General features: G+C 65.0%; 14 protein-coding genes. 5 read left to right on the plus strand and 9 right to left on the minus strand.

Annotated elements, in window-relative coordinates:
• Nucleotides 1-175 precede the first annotated feature (175 nt).
• The 3 genes from AC066S_RS21505 to AC066S_RS21515 form a co-directional block, all read right to left on the minus strand.
• The gene (locus tag AC066S_RS21505) at nucleotides 176-976 is read right to left on the minus strand and encodes a phytanoyl-CoA dioxygenase family protein (protein ID WP_478270548.1); all 801 of its coding nucleotides are present in this window, start codon (nucleotides 974-976) and stop codon (nucleotides 176-178) included.
• A gap of 296 nt (nucleotides 977-1,272) precedes the next feature.
• Complete coding sequence (dksA, locus tag AC066S_RS21510; RefSeq protein WP_085966600.1) at nucleotides 1,273-1,638, minus strand: RNA polymerase-binding protein DksA; 366 nt, start codon at nucleotides 1,636-1,638, stop codon at nucleotides 1,273-1,275.
• 214 nt (nucleotides 1,639-1,852) lie between these two features.
• Nucleotides 1,853-2,464 carry an NAD(P)-dependent oxidoreductase gene (locus AC066S_RS21515; protein ID WP_478270549.1) on the minus strand — a complete coding sequence of 204 codons (612 nt, stop codon included), beginning with the start codon at nucleotides 2,462-2,464 and terminating at the stop codon, nucleotides 1,853-1,855.
• Between the two features lie 175 nt (nucleotides 2,465-2,639).
• On the opposite strand from AC066S_RS21515, the gene AC066S_RS21520 reads away from it, so the two are divergent.
• Entirely contained in the window at nucleotides 2,640-3,011 is a 372-nt protein-coding gene (locus AC066S_RS21520; RefSeq protein WP_126260763.1) for a winged helix-turn-helix transcriptional regulator, read from the plus strand.
• A gap of 168 nt (nucleotides 3,012-3,179) precedes the next feature.
• On the opposite strand, the gene AC066S_RS21525 is transcribed toward AC066S_RS21520, so the two are convergent.
• Entirely contained in the window at nucleotides 3,180-3,593 is a 414-nt protein-coding gene (locus tag AC066S_RS21525; protein ID WP_126260762.1) for a flagellar assembly protein FliX, read from the minus strand.
• Nucleotides 3,594-3,865: 272 nt separating this feature from the next.
• Between AC066S_RS21525 and AC066S_RS21530 the strand changes: the two genes are divergently transcribed.
• The 4 genes from AC066S_RS21530 (at nucleotide 3,866) to AC066S_RS21545 (ending at nucleotide 6,386) form a co-directional block, all read left to right on the plus strand.
• Nucleotides 3,866-4,990 (plus strand): flagellar basal body P-ring protein FlgI, encoded by a 1,125-nt coding sequence (locus AC066S_RS21530; protein ID WP_126260761.1) that lies wholly within the window; start codon nucleotides 3,866-3,868, stop codon nucleotides 4,988-4,990.
• The gene (flgJ, locus tag AC066S_RS21535; protein WP_164718973.1) at nucleotides 4,990-5,358 is read left to right on the plus strand and encodes a flagellar assembly peptidoglycan hydrolase FlgJ; all 369 of its coding nucleotides are present in this window, start codon (nucleotides 4,990-4,992) and stop codon (nucleotides 5,356-5,358) included. The genes AC066S_RS21530 and flgJ overlap by 1 nt, the downstream gene beginning before the upstream one ends.
• 11 nt (nucleotides 5,359-5,369) lie before the next feature.
• Entirely contained in the window at nucleotides 5,370-5,867 is a 498-nt protein-coding gene (locus AC066S_RS21540) for a hypothetical protein (RefSeq protein ID WP_126260759.1), read from the plus strand.
• A 159-nt stretch (nucleotides 5,868-6,026) separates the two neighbouring features.
• Nucleotides 6,027-6,386, plus strand: coding sequence for a hypothetical protein (locus tag AC066S_RS21545; protein WP_126260758.1), 360 nt, complete (start codon nucleotides 6,027-6,029; stop codon nucleotides 6,384-6,386).
• 169 nt (nucleotides 6,387-6,555) lie between these two features.
• Here AC066S_RS21545 and flaF read toward each other — a convergent pair whose 3' ends face one another.
• The 5 genes from flaF to AC066S_RS21570 form a co-directional block, all read right to left on the minus strand.
• Nucleotides 6,556-6,924 (minus strand): flagellar biosynthesis regulator FlaF, encoded by a 369-nt coding sequence (gene flaF, locus AC066S_RS21550; protein WP_008554779.1) that lies wholly within the window; start codon nucleotides 6,922-6,924, stop codon nucleotides 6,556-6,558.
• A gap of 293 nt (nucleotides 6,925-7,217) precedes the next feature.
• A complete protein-coding gene (locus AC066S_RS21555) occupies nucleotides 7,218-9,509 on the minus strand; it encodes a DUF1522 domain-containing protein (RefSeq protein ID WP_135169111.1) in 2,292 nt (763 codons plus the stop codon).
• Between the two features lie 220 nt (nucleotides 9,510-9,729).
• Complete coding sequence (locus AC066S_RS21560) at nucleotides 9,730-12,009, minus strand: DUF1522 domain-containing protein (protein ID WP_126260756.1); 2,280 nt, start codon at nucleotides 12,007-12,009, stop codon at nucleotides 9,730-9,732.
• A 327-nt stretch (nucleotides 12,010-12,336) separates the two neighbouring features.
• Nucleotides 12,337-14,616: a DUF1522 domain-containing protein gene (locus tag AC066S_RS21565; protein ID WP_478270550.1), complete on the minus strand. Its 2,280-nt coding sequence runs from the start codon at nucleotides 14,614-14,616 to the stop codon at nucleotides 12,337-12,339.
• A gap of 360 nt (nucleotides 14,617-14,976) precedes the next feature.
• The gene (locus tag AC066S_RS21570) at nucleotides 14,977-17,256 is read right to left on the minus strand and encodes a DUF1522 domain-containing protein (protein ID WP_478270551.1); all 2,280 of its coding nucleotides are present in this window, start codon (nucleotides 17,254-17,256) and stop codon (nucleotides 14,977-14,979) included.
• Between the last annotated feature and the right edge of the window lie 208 nt (nucleotides 17,257-17,464).

Below are 17,464 nucleotides of genomic sequence, written 5' to 3' on the forward strand. Positions count from 1 at the left end.
TCCCGCACCTGAAGTGAAGCCTGTTTCTCATGCGAATTCACGTGAGCACGGAGGATTCGACTCTAGCCCATTGATCGCGATTCATTTTTCGCGGTCCCTGCAATCGGTCTCGCACGACAATCGCGTTGTGGCGCAGGAACGCGCCACAACGCCGAGTACAACGGCATCGCGTCCGTTAATTGCGTCCAAGCGCGATGCGGATGGCGACCTCGACCGGCGAGTAATCGCCCTCCCTCCGCTCCAACCGGTATGGCTCGGCGAGATGCAGCGGCGGCTGCGCCAGGAAGCGCGGTCGCGTTCCCCGATGCTTCTGCGCGGCATGAACCAGGAAGGGATGACAGAGATAGACTGTCCCGGCCGCGCCGGTCGCAACCGCAACCGGGCAATCGGCTCCCATCCGCTCCAGCATCATGTGCGCCCGACCCGCATCGCCGGCGGGCGCCAGATAACGCGCCATCGGCAGATGCGAACCGACCCGGATCCGCGTCGGCGCATCGTCGTCACCGACATCGGAGAACAGGAACAGCAGCAGCAGCGCCCGCCCCCGCGAGGTGACGTTGACGCGCCAGGCCGAGAAATCCTGCGCCGCGTCCGGGTTGCAGCCCTCGCCGGGAAAGCTGAGATCGACGTGCCAGCCATCGTCGCCCGGATCGTCCGGATGGGGAAAGCGCACCGGAAAGGTGCCGATATCGCGTCGCGGCCGCCATCGTCCCTGCCCGACGATCTGGTCGAACGCGGCATGCAGCACTGCGGTGTTGATGGCATCCCGGAACGGCGGGTCGCCATAGTACGGCAACCGCACCACAGGCCGGGTCCAGCTTGCGGGGTCGTGCTCGCTGCATGGCAGATCGCGCCACATGATGGCACGCGCCGCCTCGGCCAGGTCGGGCGGAAAGGCGTTGTCGATCCGAATGAAGCCGTCACGAATGAATTGGTCGATCTGCGCGTCGTCCAACACGCGGGGATTGGTCGTCATGATGATCTCTCGATGTCTCGCCCAGCCCGCGTCGTCCGCTCGCTGCGGAACCGGCCGGGTCGATCGCTGGGGAATCCGCAAGTCGCGCTCGCGGGACGCAATGCCTCCGCGGCGGAGGCGCCTGCGCTCAACCCAGGAAGAAGATCGATGCGATGTTGGAAGTGCAAATCATCATGGCGGCGCCAAACTACGCGCCGGATGGGCAACATTCAAGCGGCAGGCAAACGCCGGACGCGGTGCGAAACCGCGCACCTTCCGCCACAAAACAAAAGAGCCGCATCGCTGCGGCTCCGCCTTTATTCGTCGCGATAAACCTTCTCGCGTTTCTCGTGGCGCTCCTGCGCTTCCACCGACAGCGTCGCGATGGGCCGGGCCTCGAGCCGCTTCAACGAGATCGGCTCTCCGGTTTCCTCGCAATAGCCGTAGGTGTTGTCCTCGATGCGCTGGAGCGCGGCGTCGATCTTGGCGATCAACTTGCGCTGGCGGTCGCGGGCACGCAGCTCGATGGCACGGTCGGTTTCGGACGATGCCCGATCGGCAAGATCGGGGTGGTTGACGTTCTCCTCCTGCAAAGCTTGCAGCGTCAGCTTGGACTCTTTGAGGATCTCATCCTTCCAGGCGAGGAGCTTCAAACGGAAGTACTCCTTCTGCCGGTCGTTCATGAAAGGCTCTTTTTCGGTCGGTCGGTAGTTTTTCAACTTTTCCAAGGGCGGCCTATCTGTCTAAGCAACGACTCGCAACGGAAACAGGGTCCGTTGAACCGCGCCTTATATAGTGGCCTCATGTGACAGACAATATTTCCCTGAGAGTCTGGCCGCCACCCCCAAGTCCTTGCACAGGAAGGTTTATCCTGGAGGGCTCGGGGGCGGCCGAAGGCTAGTAGCCGACCGTGAAACGCTGCCTCGGATGGGCCGGGCGCTCGATCTCGTCGGCAAGCGCGATGGCGTAGTCGACGAAGGTGATCCAGCTCTTGCCGTTCGCATCTGCGAGAAGCTGGTCGGTCCCGAGCCGGAACTTGCCCGTGCGCTCCCCCTCGACGAACAGCGCGGACGGCGAAATGAAGGTCCAGTTCAGCTCCTTCTCCTGCCGCAACAGGTCGAGGAAGGCCGCGCCTGCCTCGGCTTCCGCCTTGTACTGGGCCGGAAAATTGGGAGTCGTGACCAGCTTCACGCCCGGCGCGACCTCAAGGCTGCCGGCGCCGCCGACCACGAGGTAACGGCCAACTTTGGCGTCCTTTGCCGCGCCGATCAGCTTGTGCGCGTCGCTGGACAGAAAGTGCACGGAACTCACGGCGACGTCGTGGCCGGCCCACAGCCTGGCAAGGCCGGCTTGGTCGAGCACGTCCCCCTTGGTCGGCGTGACATTCGGCAGGGCCGCGATCCTCTCCGGGTTCCGGGCGATGGCGGTGACCGCGTGGCCGCGGCGGGACAGTTCCTTGGTGATCTCCGACCCGGCCCGGCCTGATGCGCCGGCGACTGCGATTTTCATTGGAAGGCTCCATTGCTACTATGGTAACTAATGGAGACTAGATATCGCAAAGAATGCTGGTGTTAAGAGAGCACTTTGTGCTTACCTGATTACGCGAGGGTAACCCGGAGGGCGTAACCCAGCCGACCGACACCCGAACCGCAAGCGACGACCGAACCAACTCCGAGGACCGACGATGAAACCCGACGTCTATGCGGCGAACTGCCCCACCCGCCAAATCCTCGACCGCGTCGGCGACAAATGGGCGGTGCTGATCCTCTTGCTGCTGCGCGAGCAGCCGATGCGCTTCAATCAGCTGCGCCGCACCATCGAAGGCATTTCGCAGAAGATGCTGAGCCAGGTTCTCAAATCGCTCGAACGCGACGGCCTGCTCAGGCGCCATGCCATCGCGACCGTGCCCGTGACGGTCGAGTATTCGATCACGCAGCTCGGGCTGACGCTCGCCGGCGCGGTCGATCCGCTGCGCGATTGGGCCGAGCAAAATCTCAAAGACGTTCTCGCCGCCCAGCGCCGCTACGACGCGCGGCAGAACGAGGAAGCGGCGTAGGGCCACGAAGAAAACGCTATGGGAGTTCCGTCATCCTGAGGTGCGAGTGGCGCGATGCAAAAGCATCGCGCCGTGGGCCTCGAAGGATGGACGGCCGAGATGCAGCCGGGCCGTCGCCCTTCGAGGAGCGCTGAAGAAGCGGCCACCTCAAGGGTGACGGATAACGTTCTACGCCTGCCCGGCCTTCGCCAGCTCGACCTCGACGCGGAGCTCGATCTCGGCCAGCACCGCATCGAGACCGGCATCGCCCGAGGACGATTTCAGGTTCGCTGCGGCATCCCGCAGCCGCATCACGGTCGAGGCGTCGAGATTGCCGGACAAGAGGCCCATCTTGAGATCATCGAGCACGTCGAGCGCAGTCCTGCCGCGCGCGACCGAGCGCTTGCGGCGCTCGACCGGATCCTCCGCGACACCTTGCAGGGCCAGCAGCCCATCGATGTTGGCGGCGGCCTTCGGTGCGGCAGCGCTCCGGGTCTCCTGCGCCGACGAGGTGTCGGGCAGCACGAAGGTGCCGGAGCCGGTCCGCCTGGCCTGGCTGGCCGGCGTTCCAAGCGTGGTGCCGTTCGGTCCGTAGATGCGCATCGGAGGGAATCCGGGTGATCGATGCCGTCACCTTCGCCGTCTTATGGTTAACGGGGCGTAAACAGCCCGGCAAAATCTGCCGACGGGCGGCAGTTTCGCTCCTCAGGGACAACGCCGGCTGACACCGGTCGAAACAGATTTATTCAACCTATTCAGCCACCTAACCTTGCTGCCCCGGCTTGGCATAGCCCTCGCAAGGACAGCGTCGGACCAGCTCGTCATGGGAGTGTCGTGCAGGTCTTTCCGATTTGAGGGGCCTCGGGGGGCAGAGGATGCCAGGCGTTCGTTGGGTGAGGATTATCGGGGTGGCCTGCGCGGCGCTTTCGGCGCTGGCGCTGTCGGTCGCTCCGGCGGCTGCGACCTCGCGCATCAAGGATCTCGCCAACATCGAAGGCGTGCGGCAGAACCAGCTGATCGGCTATGGCCTCGTCGTCGGCCTCAACGGCACCGGCGACACTCTCAACAACATCCCCTTCACCAAGCAATCGCTGCAGGCGATGCTCGAGCGCATGGGCGTCAACATTCGCGGCGCCACCATCCGCACCGGCAACGTCGCCGCCGTGATGGTGACAGGCAATCTGCCGGCCTTCGCCACCCAGGGCACGCGCATGGACGTCACCGTCTCCGCGCTCGGCGATGCCAAGAACCTGCAGGGCGGAACCCTGCTCGTCACCCCCCTGTTAGGTGCCGACGGCAATGTCTACGCGGTCGCGCAGGGCTCGCTCGCGATCTCCGGCTTCCAGGCCGAGGGCGAGGCGGCCAAGATCGTGCGCGGCGTTCCGACCGTGGGACGCATCGCCAACGGCGCCATCATCGAGCGCGAGATCGAGTTCGCGCTCAATCGCCTGCCGAACGTGCGCCTGGCGCTGCGCAACGCCGACTTCACCACCGCCAAGCGCATCGCGGCCGCCGTCAACGACTATCTCGGCGTCAAGACCGCCGAGCCGATCGATCCCTCGACAGTGCAGCTCTCGATCCCGCCGGAGTTCAAGGGCAACGTCGTTGCATTCCTCACCGAGATCGAGCAGCTGCAGGTCGACCCCGATCTGGCCGCCAAGATCGTCATCGACGAGCGCAGCGGCATCATCGTGATGGGCCGCGACGTTCGCGTCGCCACCGTCGCGGTGGCGCAGGGCAACCTCACGGTCACCATCTCCGAGAGCCCGCAGGTGAGCCAGCCCAACCCGCTCTCGCGCGGCCGCACCGTGGTCGCACCGCGCAGCGCCGTCACCGTCACCGAGGACGGCAAGAAGCTGGCCGTCGTCAAGGACGGCGTCTCGCTCCAGCAACTGGTCGACGGCCTCAACGGCCTCGGCATCGGCCCGCGCGACATGATCAGCATCCTCCAGGCGATCAAGGCCGCCGGCGCGATCGAAGCCGACATCGAGGTGATGTGATGCAGACCAGCACGATCAACACGCCGCGCCTCGCCACCTCCTCGGCCTTTTCGGTCGAGAGCCGCAACGGCCGGCCCGATTTCGACCTCGCCAGCGCCCTGCAGAAGGTCTCGCCGAAGCAGCAGGCCAGGGCGCAGAAGACCGCCACCGATTTCGAGGCGATGTTCCTCAACAGCATGTTCTCGCAGATGACCTCGGGCCTGAAGGGCGAAGGCCCGTTCGGCGACACGCCCGGCACCGGCGTGTGGCGCTCGATGCTGACCGAGCAATATTCCAAGAACTTCGCCCAGGCCGGCGGCGTCGGCGTCGCCAGCGAGGTCTACCGCACCCTCATCATGCAGCAGGCGAAAACAATCCGCACGGCATAAGGTCAAACGAGATGAACCACTTCAACGCCTCACGTCAGCCGATGCCGGCCCAACGCCCGAACATTGCGCCGGGCAGCGCCGAGGCGCGCAAGCTCGCCGAAGACCTGATGGACGCGATGAGCGCCCTGCTCGGACTGATCGAGCGCGAGACCGAGCTCGTTCGCGCCGGCAAGGTCCGCGAGGCGATGACGCTCGAGAGCAAGAAGCAGGAGCTGTCGCGAAACTATGTCGGTGCCGTCAGCGAGTTGAAGGCGAACCAGGCGCAGCTGGCGAAATCCGCCCCGGAGCTGCTCTCGACGCTGCACCGCCACCACGACGCATTCCGCGCCATGCTCCAGGTCAACCTCACCGTGCTCGCGACCGCGCACGCCGTTTCCGAAAGCGTCGTGCGCGGCGTCAATGCCGAGATCCAGAAGCGCAACGTGCCGAACACCTATACGGCCGCCGGGCGGCGCGCAGCTCCGGGCCCGCGCCACATCACCCCGCTCGCGGTCAGCCGCTCGCTCTGAACGCGCACGAAAACAACCGACAATTTTACGAAAAACCGCGCGGCGATTTCGTCGCGCGGTTAGGCACGTTTGTTGACCGGGTCTTCAGTCCTGGCGTTCCATGGTTGCGTTACGAGAGGGGTTGGGATTTGACTCAATCAAGGCAACCAGGAGGCTGCCATGAGTACAGATTTCAGCATCAGGCCGGTGGGGATCCCGGCCCCCGTGCAGATCGTAGCGGCGTCCAGCGTGGCGGCGAACGAGGCTGTGCAAACCGATCTTCCGGTGAGCCAGACGGTCGCCGCGGCGGATACGAGCGCCCCCGTGCGCAATGATCTGCCGAACCACGAGAACATCTCGCGCCAGGTCGTGTTCGATCAGGCGGCCGCATCCTTCGTCTTCCAGGTCGTCAACGACAGGACCGACGCGGTGGTCAACCAGTTCCCCGACGAAGCGATGCTGCGCCGGCGGGCCTATTTCCATGCATTGGATATGAAGTCCGAGTCCTCGCGTCCGCTCAGCACGGACGTCAGCGCCTGACGATCGCGTGTCGGGATCGCGGGATCGGTGACGATGTTCTGCTCCGCGTCTGACCGGCACCGGTCAGCGTGAAATTCGCATTGCCGAAGCACAACTGCGTATCTTGATCGTCACCCGCCCCGATAGTGGGTGCAAGAATGCCCGCGATGTCGGCCATCACGAGCGCCCGTCACGGCCGCCCGGACAGACCCGCAGCGATATTGCGGTTGATCTCGATCAGCGGACGGAAGTGATCGAATTGCGGGCTCATCTGGAGCGCGGCGGTCTGGCTCAGCACGAACACGCTGATGTTGGCGATCTTCTGCCTGACGTCGATCGGCTGCGGGTTGTTGTCGCGCATCGCTTCGCTCAGGAAGATGGTCCAGAGCTTGCGGTTGAACATCAGGGCCTGCATGGTCTGCTCGCTGAGCGGATCGGCGTTGTTCACGGCGTCCTGGAGCTTGTTCGCGGCCTTGAGCAGAGTCTGCGCCTCGATGTCCCGAGGAGATGCGGTGGTCGTTGCAACACGCGCATAAGCCGAGGCAGCGGAATTCGACATCAATCACACCCTGGAGGTTACCTAGCGCGTTGTACGCGCTTAAGGATTTCTTTCCCAACCCTAGGCAGCACCGCTTAAGATTTGCTTACGTGTGTGCTTGGAAGCACTCCGGATAATTACGGGTCGCGGAGCTCTTCGTCAGCGCAACGCTAGATCCACGCACGCACGATGTAAATTCGCTTTGCGTGATGCGCGCCGATCTCAGCTAATCCTGTCTTAGCGATCTCCCTCAAAAGAACGGCGGAGCCTTGGCCCCGCCGCGAAATCTCGAGTAGCGAGCTTGCGCGCTCGAATTAGCGAAGCAGCTGCAGCACGCTCTGCTGCGACTGGTTGGCCAGCGACAACGCCGAGACCGCGATCGACTGGCGGGTCGACAGCGCCTGGCTGTTCGCCGCTTCCTCGTTGGTGTCGGCCAGCGTCAGGTTGGCCGAGCCGGTCTGCAGCACGTTGATCAGGTTCTTGGAGAAATCCTGACGCACCTGCACGATCGACAGGTTCGAACCGAGTGTCGAGCCTTCCGAGCGCAGCGTGCTCGAGGCCGCGTTCAGGCTGGCCAGCACCTTGTTGGTGGCGCCGTTGTCGATGAAGTCGACGCCGTTGACGAGATTGCTGAGGCCGAGGCCGGCGGCATTGAACACCACGCCGTTGATGCTGAGCGTCGAGCTGCCGGTCTCGTTGAAGACCAGCTTTAGCGTGTCGCCGTTGAGCAGGTTGACGCCGTTGAAGGAGGAGTCCTGCGAGGTGGTGTCGATCTGGGCCAGGATGTTGTTGAACTGGTTGACCAGGTTGGAGCGCGCGGTCTGCGCCACCGGGTCCTGGATCGGCGGCTGCGCCGTGGTGAAGGCCAGGACGCCAGTGATCGTGCCGCCGACGGCGCCGCCGGCGAGCGTCGAGCCGAGGGTCGAGGAGGCGTACTCGTTGACGGTGGTCACCGTGAGCACGCCGTTGGCATCGATCGTCGCAGTCAGATGATTGGCCTGCAGCTGCGCGTTGAGCTGGTCCAGCGTCTTGACGGTGCCGTTGGTGCCGTCGCCGAAGGTGACGTTCACCGGCGTGCCGCCGTTGAAGGACGTGAACGTCAGCGTCTTGCCGCTGATGCCGCCGACGCCGGAGGTGCGGGCCGCGGTGAAGGCGGTCGCCGTTCCCGTGTTGCCGCTGAGGCCGAAGGCGCTGAGGGCATTGCCGGTGCCGGTGATCGAGAGATCGGCATTGACGCCGGTGGAGAGCGCGAGCTGTCCGCTGCTGTTGACCGACGACGGGATCTGGCCCGCCGTGGTCGACAGCGTTGCCGCCCCGTTGAAGATGCTGGCCGTCTTGACGCCGGTCGCGAGGTCGACCGCGTTGAGCAGGTCGGTCAACGTCGCGCTCTGGATGTAGACCGTCGAGTTGCCGTTGCCGTCGGTGACGATGTTGCCGCTGACGCCAAAGCCGGTGGCGACGCTCGCAGCCGATTGCGGCGTCTGCGCGTTCTTGAAGGTGATGGTGTGGCCGTCGATGTTCAGCGTCGAGCCGTCCTGAACGAGCGTGCCGAGCGAACCCGCCGTGGTCGAGCGGTTCGCGGTCACGTTCGCGTTGCCCGCGCCGGTCGCGGAGGTCAGACCGAGCGCCTTGAGGAAATCGGCCTTGCCTGTCACGCTCAGATCAGCACCGGTCGAACTCTTCAAGGTCACAGCGCCCGCCGTGATTGACGACGCCACCTGAAGTGTGCCGACGGGACCGGCCGCGCCGCTGACGGCGATGGTCGCCGCGCTCGCGCTGATGGTTGCGGTCTTGACGCCGCTGGCGAGGTCGATCGCGGTGAGGACGTCGTTGATGGTCGCCCCTGGCGCAGCCGCCGTTCCCTCATAGACGATCGAATTGCCGTTGCCGTCGGTGGCGATATGGCCGCTTGCGTCCAGACCCCAGCCGGTCGGCTGCGTGGCCGGCGCGACGCCGGTGCGGAAGGTGATGGTCTTGCCGTTCACCGTGATGGTGTCGCCGTCCGCGGGCGGCGTGCTGAACGTGGTGGAGGCCGTGGTGCCGAGCAGCGTCGCAGTGCCGGACAGCGCGGTCGTGCCGTCGGCGGCGAGCGCTGCCGTGCCGGTAAAGGTGCCGGCGCTCGAGCCCAGCGAGGCGCCGAGCGCGGCGGTTCCCGTCACCGGGGTCACGCCGCCGGCGGCGCCGGTATAGAGCACGTTGCTCTTGGCGGTCGCGCTCGCATAGGAGGTCGTGCCGCGCAGGTCGGCCGGCGTCGCGCCGGGAATGGTGGTGGAGACGTTCGACTTGGTGGAGTAGCCGACCGTGGTCTGAAGCGCCTGGTTGGCGATCGATTTCGCGCTGTCGATCAGCTTCTGCAATGAGGTGATGCCGGTATTGGCGGCCTGCAGCACCTGGACGCCGTTGTTGATGCCGTCGAGCAGGTTGCTGATGTCGCTCGCCCGGTTGTCCAGCCCCTGCGCGGTGAAGAAGTTGGTGGGATTGTCGAGCGCCGTGTTGACCTTCTTGCCGGTCGCCAGCCGCTCCTGCGTCGTGGCCAGCAAGTCGGCCGTCGACTGCAGCGACAACAGGTTCTGGCGAACTGACGCCGAGAGAACGATGTTGGACATTGGCGAGTCTTCCTCTTGAACCGGATACGAATCGGCCGCTCGGGTCTGCAAAGCGGGCTTTCGTCCAGTTTTAGGAGGTGTCCTTTAAAGTATGGTTAACGCCGGCTTAAGCGATAGGGTTAATGCCGGATGAACGCCTCCGCCCGCCTCCGGACGCAAAAAAGAGCGGCGGGGCAAAGGGCCCCGCCGCTCGATTTTATTCAGTGATTTCAGTCGTTTATTAGCGGAGCAGCTGCAGCACGCTCTGCTGCGACTGGTTGGCCAGCGACAGCGCGGAGACCGCGATCGACTGGCGGGTCGACAGCGCCTGGCTGTTGGCCGCCTCGACGTTGGTGTCGGCCAAGGTCAGGTTGGACGAGCCGGTCTGCAGCACGTTGATCAGGTTCTTGTTGAAGTCCTGACGGATCTGCACCACCGAGAGGTTCGAGCCGAGGCTGGAGGCTTCGGAGCGCAGCGTGCTCGAGGCGGCGTTGAGGTTGGTCAGCACCCTGTTGGCGGCGGCGTTGTCGATGAAGTCGACGCCGACGGTCAGCGAGGCGAGGCCCAGACCCTTGGAGTTGTAGGTGACGCCGGTGATGTTGAGGCTCGACTTGCCGGTCTCGTCGAACACCAGCTTGAGCTGGTCGCCGTTCAAGAGGTTGACGCCGTTGAACGAGGAGTCCTGCGAGGTCGTGTCGATCTGGTTCAGGATGTTGTTGAACTGCGACACCAGATTGGCACGCGCGGTCTGGGCGACGCCATCCTGGACGGGGGTGGAAGCCGTCGAGAAGGTCAGCGCCGAGGTGAGCGTGCCGCCGATCGCACCGCCCGCCGCCGTCGATCCGAGCGTCGAGGACGCGTAGTCGTTGGACGCGGTGATGGTCAGCAGGCCGTTGGCGTCGATCGTTGCAGACAGGTTGTTGGCCTGAAGCTTGGTGTTGAGCTGATCGAGCGTCTTGACCGTGCCGTTGGTGCCGTCACCGAAGGTGACGTTGACCGCCGTGCCGCCGTTGAAGGAGGTGAAGGTCAAGGTCTTGCCGGCGATGCCGCCGATGCCGGAGGTGCGGGCCGCGGTGAAGGCGGTCGCGTTGCCGGTGTTGCCGGCGAGACCGAACACGTTCAGCGCGTTGCCGGTGCCGGTGATCGACAGATCGGCGTTGACGCCGGTCGAGATCTTCAGCTGGCCGGACGTGTTGATCGTCGAGTTCGACTGGCCGGTCGCCGTCGCCAGGGTCGCGGTACCGTTGGCAGCGATCGTCGCGGTCTGCACGCCGGTGGCGAGGTCGATCGCCTTCAGCACGTCGTTGACCGTGCCGCCCTGCAGATAGACCGTCGAGTTGCCGGCGCCGTCAGTGAGGACGTTGCCGCTGGCGCCAAAACCTGTCGGAACGCTCGGAGCACCGGTCGAGCCCGGGATCGGCGCGTTCTTGAAGGTGATGATGTGACCGTTGACGTTCAGCGTCGAGCCGTCCGTGAGGGTCGCTCCCAGCGAGGCCGCGCTCGTGGTCCGGTTGACATTGACGGTGGCATTGCCGGCACCGGTTGACGTCGTCAGGCCGAGCGACTTGAGCAGGTCGGCCTTGCCGGTGACGCTCAGATCCGCACCCGTCGAGCTCCTCAACGTGACGGCACCGCCGCCAACGCTCGAAGCAGTCTGGTTGAAGCTGGTCGCGATCGTCGCGGCACCGGCGCTGATCGATACCGTCTTGACGCCGCTGGCCAGATCGACCGCGGTCAACAGATCGTTGACGGTCGCAGCCGGAGTGCCCGCCGTGCCGAGATAGACGGTGGTGTTGCCGTTGCCGTCGGTGACGATGTTGCCGCTGACGCCCGAACCGGTCGGAACCGCGCTCGATGCCGGAGCCGAGCCGCTGCGGAAGGTGATGGTCTTGCCGTTCACGGTCAGCGTGTCGCCGTCGGCGGGCTGGGCGTTGCTGGCAAGGCCGGTTGCGGTCGTGCCGTTGGTGGCGATCAGGGTGATGGCGCCGGTCAGGGCGGTGGTGCCGTCGCCGGCCGTTGCCGCGGTGCCCGTGAAGGCGCCGATGGTGGCGCCGAGCGTCGTGGTGCCGTTCGCCGCCGTGGTGCCGCCGGCGGTGCCGTTGTACAGCACGTTGCTGCTCGCCGTCGCGCTGGCGAAGCTCGTGGTGCCGCGCAGGTCGGCCGCGGTCGCACCGGCGATCGTGGTCGAGACGTTGGACTTGGTGGAGTAGCCGACCGTGGTCTGCAGCGCCTGGTTGGCGATCGACTTGGCGCTGTCGATCAGCTTCTGCAGCGAGGTCAGGCCGGTGTTGGCGGCCTGCAGCACCTGCACGCCGTTGGCGATGCTATCGAGCAGGTTGTTGATGTCGCTGGCGCGGTTGTCGAGCGACTGAGCGGTGAAGAAGTTGGTGGGATTGTCCAGGGCCGAGTTGACGCTCTTGCCGGTCGACAGACGGTTCTGTGTGGTGGCGAGAAGATCGGCGGTGGACTGGAGAGAGAGCAGGTTCTGACGAACCGACGCAGAGAGAACAATACCGGACATGACTCTTACCCTTCTGGCTTACGCGTCTTCGTTCGATCGCTTCGGATCGAGTGACGGGGCCAGCGTGCCGCGACATGGCTAACAAAGGGTGAAACAAGCATCGCCTGCATAAGCGCCGGTTCACCATAAGCGCGGACAAGGCACCGATGGCAATCGGCAATCGGCCTGAAATCATTGGTATTTCTTCGCGCTTACGCTCCATTAACCATAACCGCTGGTTACTTTTTCGAGCCCCGCCTGCCTTCTCGAAAATCTCGAGCCCAAAGCAAAAAAAGCGGCGGGGCCGAAGCCCCGCCGCCGGATCCTGCTTGCGATGTCTGCCGCTTGTTAGCGGAGCAGCTGGAGCACGCTCTGCTGCGACTGGTTGGCCAGCGACAGCGCGGAGACCGCGATGGACTGACGGGTCGACAGCGCCTGGCTGTTGGCCGCCTCGACGTTGGTGTCGGCCAGGGTCAGGTTGGACGAACCGGTCTGCAGCACGTTGATCAGGTTCTTGTTGAAGTCCTGACGCACCTGCACGATCGTCAGGTTCGAACCGAGGCTCGAAGCTTCCGAGCGCAGCGTGCTCGACGCGGCGTTCAGGTTGGTCAGCACCTTGTTGGTGGCGGCGTTGTCGATGAAGTCGACACCGCCGGTCAACGCGGCGAGGCCCAGACCCTTGGAGTTGTAGGTCACGCCGGTGATGCTGAGGTTCGACTTGCCGGTCTCGTCGAACACCAGCTTGAGCTGGTCGCCGTTCAAGAGGTTGACGCCGTTGAACGAGGAGTCCTGCGAGGTGGAGTCGATCTGGTTCAGGATGTTGTTGTACTGGGACACCAGATTGGCACGCGAGGTCTGGGCAACCGTATCCTGGACGGGGGTGGAAGCCGTCGAGAAGGTCAGCGACGTCGTCAGCGTGCCGCCGATCGCACCGCCCGCGGCCGTCGATCCGATGGTCGAGGACGCGTAATCGTTGGTGGTGGAGACCGTCAGCAGGCCGTTGGCGTCGATCGTCGCCGTCAGGTTGTTGGCCTGGAGCTTCGAGTTGAGCTGATCGAGCGTCTTGACCGTGCCGTTGGTGCCGTCGCCGAAGGTGACGTTGACCGCCGTGCCGCCGTTGAAGGAGGTGAAGGTCAAGGTCTTGCCGCTGATGCCGCCGACGCCCGAGGTGCGCGCCGCGGTGAACGCGGTCGCAGTCCCGGTGTTGCCGGCGAGGCCGAGCGCGTTCAGCGCGTTGCCGGTGCCGGTGACCGACAGGTCGGCATTGACGCCGGTCGAGAGCTTGAGCTGGCCGGAGGCGTTGATCGACGAGTTGGTCTGGCCGGTGGCGGTCGCAAGCGTCGCGGTGCCGTTGGCGTTGACCGTCGCGGTCTGCACGCCGGTGGCGAGGTCGATCGCCTTCAGCACGTCGTTGATCGTGCCGCCCTGCAGATAGACCGTCGAGTTGCCGGCGCCGTCGGTGAGGACGTTGCCGCTCGCACCATAACCGCTCGGAACGCTCGGAGCACCGGTCGAGCCCGGGATCGGCGCGTTCTTGAAGGTGATGACGTGACCGTCGACGTTCAGCGTCGAGCCATCCGCAATCGTCGCACCGAGCGAGGCCGCGCTCGTGGTCCGGTTGACGCTCACGGTGGCGTTGCCGCCGCCCACCGACGTGGTCAGGCCGAGCGACTTGAGCAGGTCGGCCTTGCCGGTGACGCTCAGATCCGCACCCGTCGAGCTCTTCAGCGTGACGGCACCGCCGCCAACGCTCGAAGCAGTCTGGTTGAAGCTGGTCGCGATCGTCGCGGCACCGGCGCTGATCGATACCGTCTTGACGCCGCTGGCCAGATCGACCGCGGTCAACAGATCGCTGACGGTCGCAGCCGGCGTGCCCGCCGTGCCGAGATAGACGGTGGTGTTGCCGTTGCCGTCGGTGACGAGGTTGCCGCTGACGCCCGAGCCGGACGCAACCGCGGACGAGGCCGGAGCCGAGCCGCTGCGGAAGGTGATGGTCTTGCCGTTCACCGTCAGCGTGTCGCCGTCGGCGGGCTGGGCGTTGCTGGCGAGGCCGGTCGCGGTCGTGCCGTTGGTGGCGATCAGGGTGATGGCGCCGGTCAGGGCGGTGGTGCCGTCGCCGGCCGTAGCCGCGGTGCCCGTGAACGAGCCGATGGTGGCGCCGAGCGTGCTGGTGCCGGTTGCCGCCGTGGTGCCGCCCGCCGCGCCGCTATACACGACGTTGCTGCTCGCGGTCGCGCTCGCATAGGACGTCGTGCCGCGCAGGTCGGCCGCCGTCGCACCGGAGATCGTGGTGGAGACGTTGGACTTGGTGGAGTAACCGACCGTGGTCTGCAGCGCCTGGTTGGCGATCGACTTGGCGCTGTCGATCAGCTTCTGCAGCGAGGTGATGCCGGTGTTCGCGGCCTGCAGCACCTGCACGCCGTTGGCGATGCCGTCGAGCAGGTTGTTGATGTCGCTGGCGCGGTTGTCGAGCGACTGTGCGGTGAAGAAGTTGGTGGGATTGTCCAGGGCCGAGTTGACGCTCTTGCCGGTCGAGAGACGGCTTTGGGTGGTGGCGAGAAGATCGGCGGTGGACTGGAGAGAGAGCAGGTTCTGACGAACCGAGGAAGAGAGAACGATACCGGACATTGAGTGTTACCCTTCTGGTACGCAACGCAACAAAGTTCGATTAGGATTAATCGATGTCCGGGACGGTGAACGCAGACGGCTAACAAAGCATGAAGCGTGTCGCTCCAGTCCTTCCGCGGATTCACCATGTGTGCGTTCGGAGCCTGATCGTGCTCACCCATATCGTCATGATAGGATGATGCTTTTTGCTGCGGCGACGAGGCATTTGCGACTTGTCAACCATAACTCAGAGTGAGCAATTCGCTGTACTCGGACGGCATTGTTGCGACATTGCCGAGCGGCATTCTGATGCCGGCGCAAAAAGAAAGCGGCGGGGCCGAAGCCCCGCCGCCGGATCTTGCTTGCGATGTCTGCCGCTTGTTAGCGGAGCAGCTGCAGCACGCTCTGCTGCGACTGGTTGGCCAGCGACAGCGCGGAGACCGCGATGGACTGACGGGTCGACAGCGCCTGGCTGTTGGCCGCTTCGGTGTTGGTATCGGCCAGGGTCAGGTTGGACGAACCGGTCTGCAGCACGTTGATCAGGCTCTTGTTGAAGTCCTGACGAACCTGCACCACCGAGAGGTTCGAACCCAGAGCCGAGGCTTCCGAGCGCAGCGTGCTCGACGCGGCGTTCAGGTTGGTCAGCACCTTGTTGGTGGCGGCGTTGTCGATGAAGTCGACACCGCTGGTCAACGCGGCGAGGCCCAGACCCTTGGAGTTGTAGGTCACGCCGGTGATGCTGAGGTTCGACTTGCCGGTCTCGTCGAACACCAGCTTGAGCTGGTCGCCGTTCAAGAGGTTGACGCCGTTGAACGAGGAGTCCTGCGAGGTCGTGTCGATCTGGTTCAGGATGTTGTTGAACTGCGACACCAGATTGGCACGCGAGGTCTGAGCCACCGTATCCTGGACGGGGGTGGAAGCCGTCGAGAAGGTCAGCGACGTCGTCAGCGTGCCGCCGATCGCACCACCCGCGGCGCTCGATCCGATGGTCGAGGACGCGTAGTCGTTGGTGGTGGAGATCGTCAGCAGGCCGTTGGCGTCGATCGTCGCAGACAGGTTGTTGGCCTGGAGCTTCGAGTTGAGTTGATCGAGCGTCTTGACCGTGCCGTTGGTGCCGTCGCCGAAGGTGACGTCAACCGCCGTGCCGCCGTTGAAGGAGGAGAAGGTCAAGGTCTTGCCGGCAATGCCGCCAATGCCGGAGTTGCGGGCCGCGGTGAACGCGGTCGCAGTCCCGGTGTTGCCGGCGAGGCCGAGCGCGTTCAGCGCGTTGCCGGTGCCGGTGACCGACAGGTCGGCATTGACGCCGGTCGAGAGCTTGAGCTGGCCGGAGGCGTTGATCGACGAGTTGGTCTGGCCGGTGGCGGTCGCAAGCGTCGCGGTGCCGTTGGCGTTGACCGTCGCGGTCTGCACGCCGGTGGCGAGGTCGATCGCCTTCAGCACGTCGTTGATCGTGCCGCCCTGCAGATAGACCGTCGAGTTGCCGGCGCCGTCGGTGAGGACGTTGCCGCTCGCACCATAACCGCTCGGAACGCTCGGAGCACCGGTCGAGCCCGGGATCGGCGCGTTCTTGAAGGTGATGACGTGACCGTCGACGTTCAGCGTCGAGCCATCCGCAATCGTCGCACCGAGCGAGGCCGCGCTCGTGGTCCGGTTGACGCTTACGGTGGCGTTGCCGCCGCCCACCGACGTGGTCAGGCCGAGCGACTTGAGCAGGTCGGCCTTGCCGGTGACGCTCAGATCCGCACCCGTCGAGCTCTTCAGCGTGACGGCACCGCCGCCAACGCTCGAAGCGGTCTGGTTGAAGCTGGTCGCGATCGTCGCGGCACCGGCGCTGATCGATACCGTCTTGACGCCGCTGGCCAGATCGACCGCGGTCAACAGATCGCTGACGGTCGCAGCCGGCGTGCCCGCCGTGCCGAGATAGACGGTGGTGTTGCCGTTGCCGTCGGTGACGAGGTTGCCGCTGACGCCCGAGCCGGACGCAACCGCGGACGAGGCCGGAGCCGAGCCGCTGCGGAAGGTGATGGTCTTGCCGTTCACCGTCAGCGTGTCGCCGTCGGCGGGCTGGGCGTTGCTGGCGAGGCCGGTTGCGGTCGTGCCGTTGGTGGCGATCAGGGTGATGGCGCCGGTCAGGGCGGTGGTGCCGTCGCCGGCCGTAGCCGCAGTGCCCGTGAACGAGCCGATGGTGGCGCCGAGCGTCGTGGTGCCGGTTGCCGCCGTGGTGCCGCCCGCCGCGCCGCTAAACACGACGTTGCTGCTCGCAGTCGCGCTGGCGAAGCTCGTGGTGCCGCGCAGGTCCGCCGCCGTCGCACCGGCGATCGTGGTGGAGACGTTCGACTTGGTGGAGTAGCCGACCGTGGTCTGCAGCGCCTGGTTGGCGATCGACTTGGCGCTGTCGATCAGCTTCTGCAGCGAGGTGATGCCGGTGTTCGCGGCCTGCAGCACCTGCACGCCGTTGGCGATGCCGTCGAGCAGGTTGTTGATGTCGCTGGCGCGATTGTCGAGCGACTGGGCCGTGAAGAAGTTGGTGGGATTGTCGAGGGCCGAGTTGACGCTCTTGCCGGTCGACAGACGGTTCTGCGTGGTGGCGAGAAGATCAGCGGTGGACTGGAGGGAGAGCAGGTTCTGACGAACCGACGCGGAGAGGACGATACCGGACATGACTCTGTTACCTTTCTGGTAAACGACGCTACTGTTACACGTCTGCTTGGATCGCGATTGACCCAGCGACGGCGGACGGTGCCGCCGAGACCTCTAACGAAACATGAAATGAAACCCGCGCTTTTGCCCGGCCGCGCGTGATTCGGTCCGGGACGCCGCGCAAATCGCTGCGCCGCCACACGGGTGCACCTTTGAAAGCATTGAGCTT

This window comes from Bradyrhizobium sp. CFUWI (assembly GCF_056429085.1).

Coding starts and splice junctions, on each gene's coding strand:
- AC066S_RS21525 (WP_126260762.1), bottom strand. CDS start 3,593: ATGCGCATCTACGGACCGAACGGCACCACGCTTGGAACGCCGGCCAGC.
- AC066S_RS21560 (WP_126260756.1), bottom strand. CDS start 12,009: ATGTCCGGTATTGTTCTCTCTGCGTCGGTTCGTCAGAACCTGCTCTCT.
- AC066S_RS21505 (WP_478270548.1), bottom strand. CDS start 976: ATGACGACCAATCCCCGCGTGTTGGACGACGCGCAGATCGACCAATTC.
- flaF (WP_008554779.1), bottom strand. CDS start 6,924: ATGTCGAATTCCGCTGCCTCGGCTTATGCGCGTGTTGCAACGACCACC.
- dksA (WP_085966600.1), bottom strand. CDS start 1,638: ATGAACGACCGGCAGAAGGAGTACTTCCGTTTGAAGCTCCTCGCCTGG.
- AC066S_RS21520 (WP_126260763.1), top strand. CDS start 2,640: ATGAAACCCGACGTCTATGCGGCGAACTGCCCCACCCGCCAAATCCTC.
- AC066S_RS21515 (WP_478270549.1), bottom strand. CDS start 2,464: ATGAAAATCGCAGTCGCCGGCGCATCAGGCCGGGCCGGGTCGGAGATC.
- flgJ (WP_164718973.1), top strand. CDS start 4,990: ATGCAGACCAGCACGATCAACACGCCGCGCCTCGCCACCTCCTCGGCC.
- AC066S_RS21555 (WP_135169111.1), bottom strand. CDS start 9,509: ATGTCCAACATCGTTCTCTCGGCGTCAGTTCGCCAGAACCTGTTGTCG.
- AC066S_RS21545 (WP_126260758.1), top strand. CDS start 6,027: ATGAGTACAGATTTCAGCATCAGGCCGGTGGGGATCCCGGCCCCCGTG.
- AC066S_RS21540 (WP_126260759.1), top strand. CDS start 5,370: ATGAACCACTTCAACGCCTCACGTCAGCCGATGCCGGCCCAACGCCCG.
- AC066S_RS21565 (WP_478270550.1), bottom strand. CDS start 14,616: ATGTCCGGTATCGTTCTCTCTTCCTCGGTTCGTCAGAACCTGCTCTCT.
- AC066S_RS21570 (WP_478270551.1), bottom strand. CDS start 17,256: ATGTCCGGTATCGTCCTCTCCGCGTCGGTTCGTCAGAACCTGCTCTCC.
- AC066S_RS21530 (WP_126260761.1), top strand. CDS start 3,866: ATGCCAGGCGTTCGTTGGGTGAGGATTATCGGGGTGGCCTGCGCGGCG.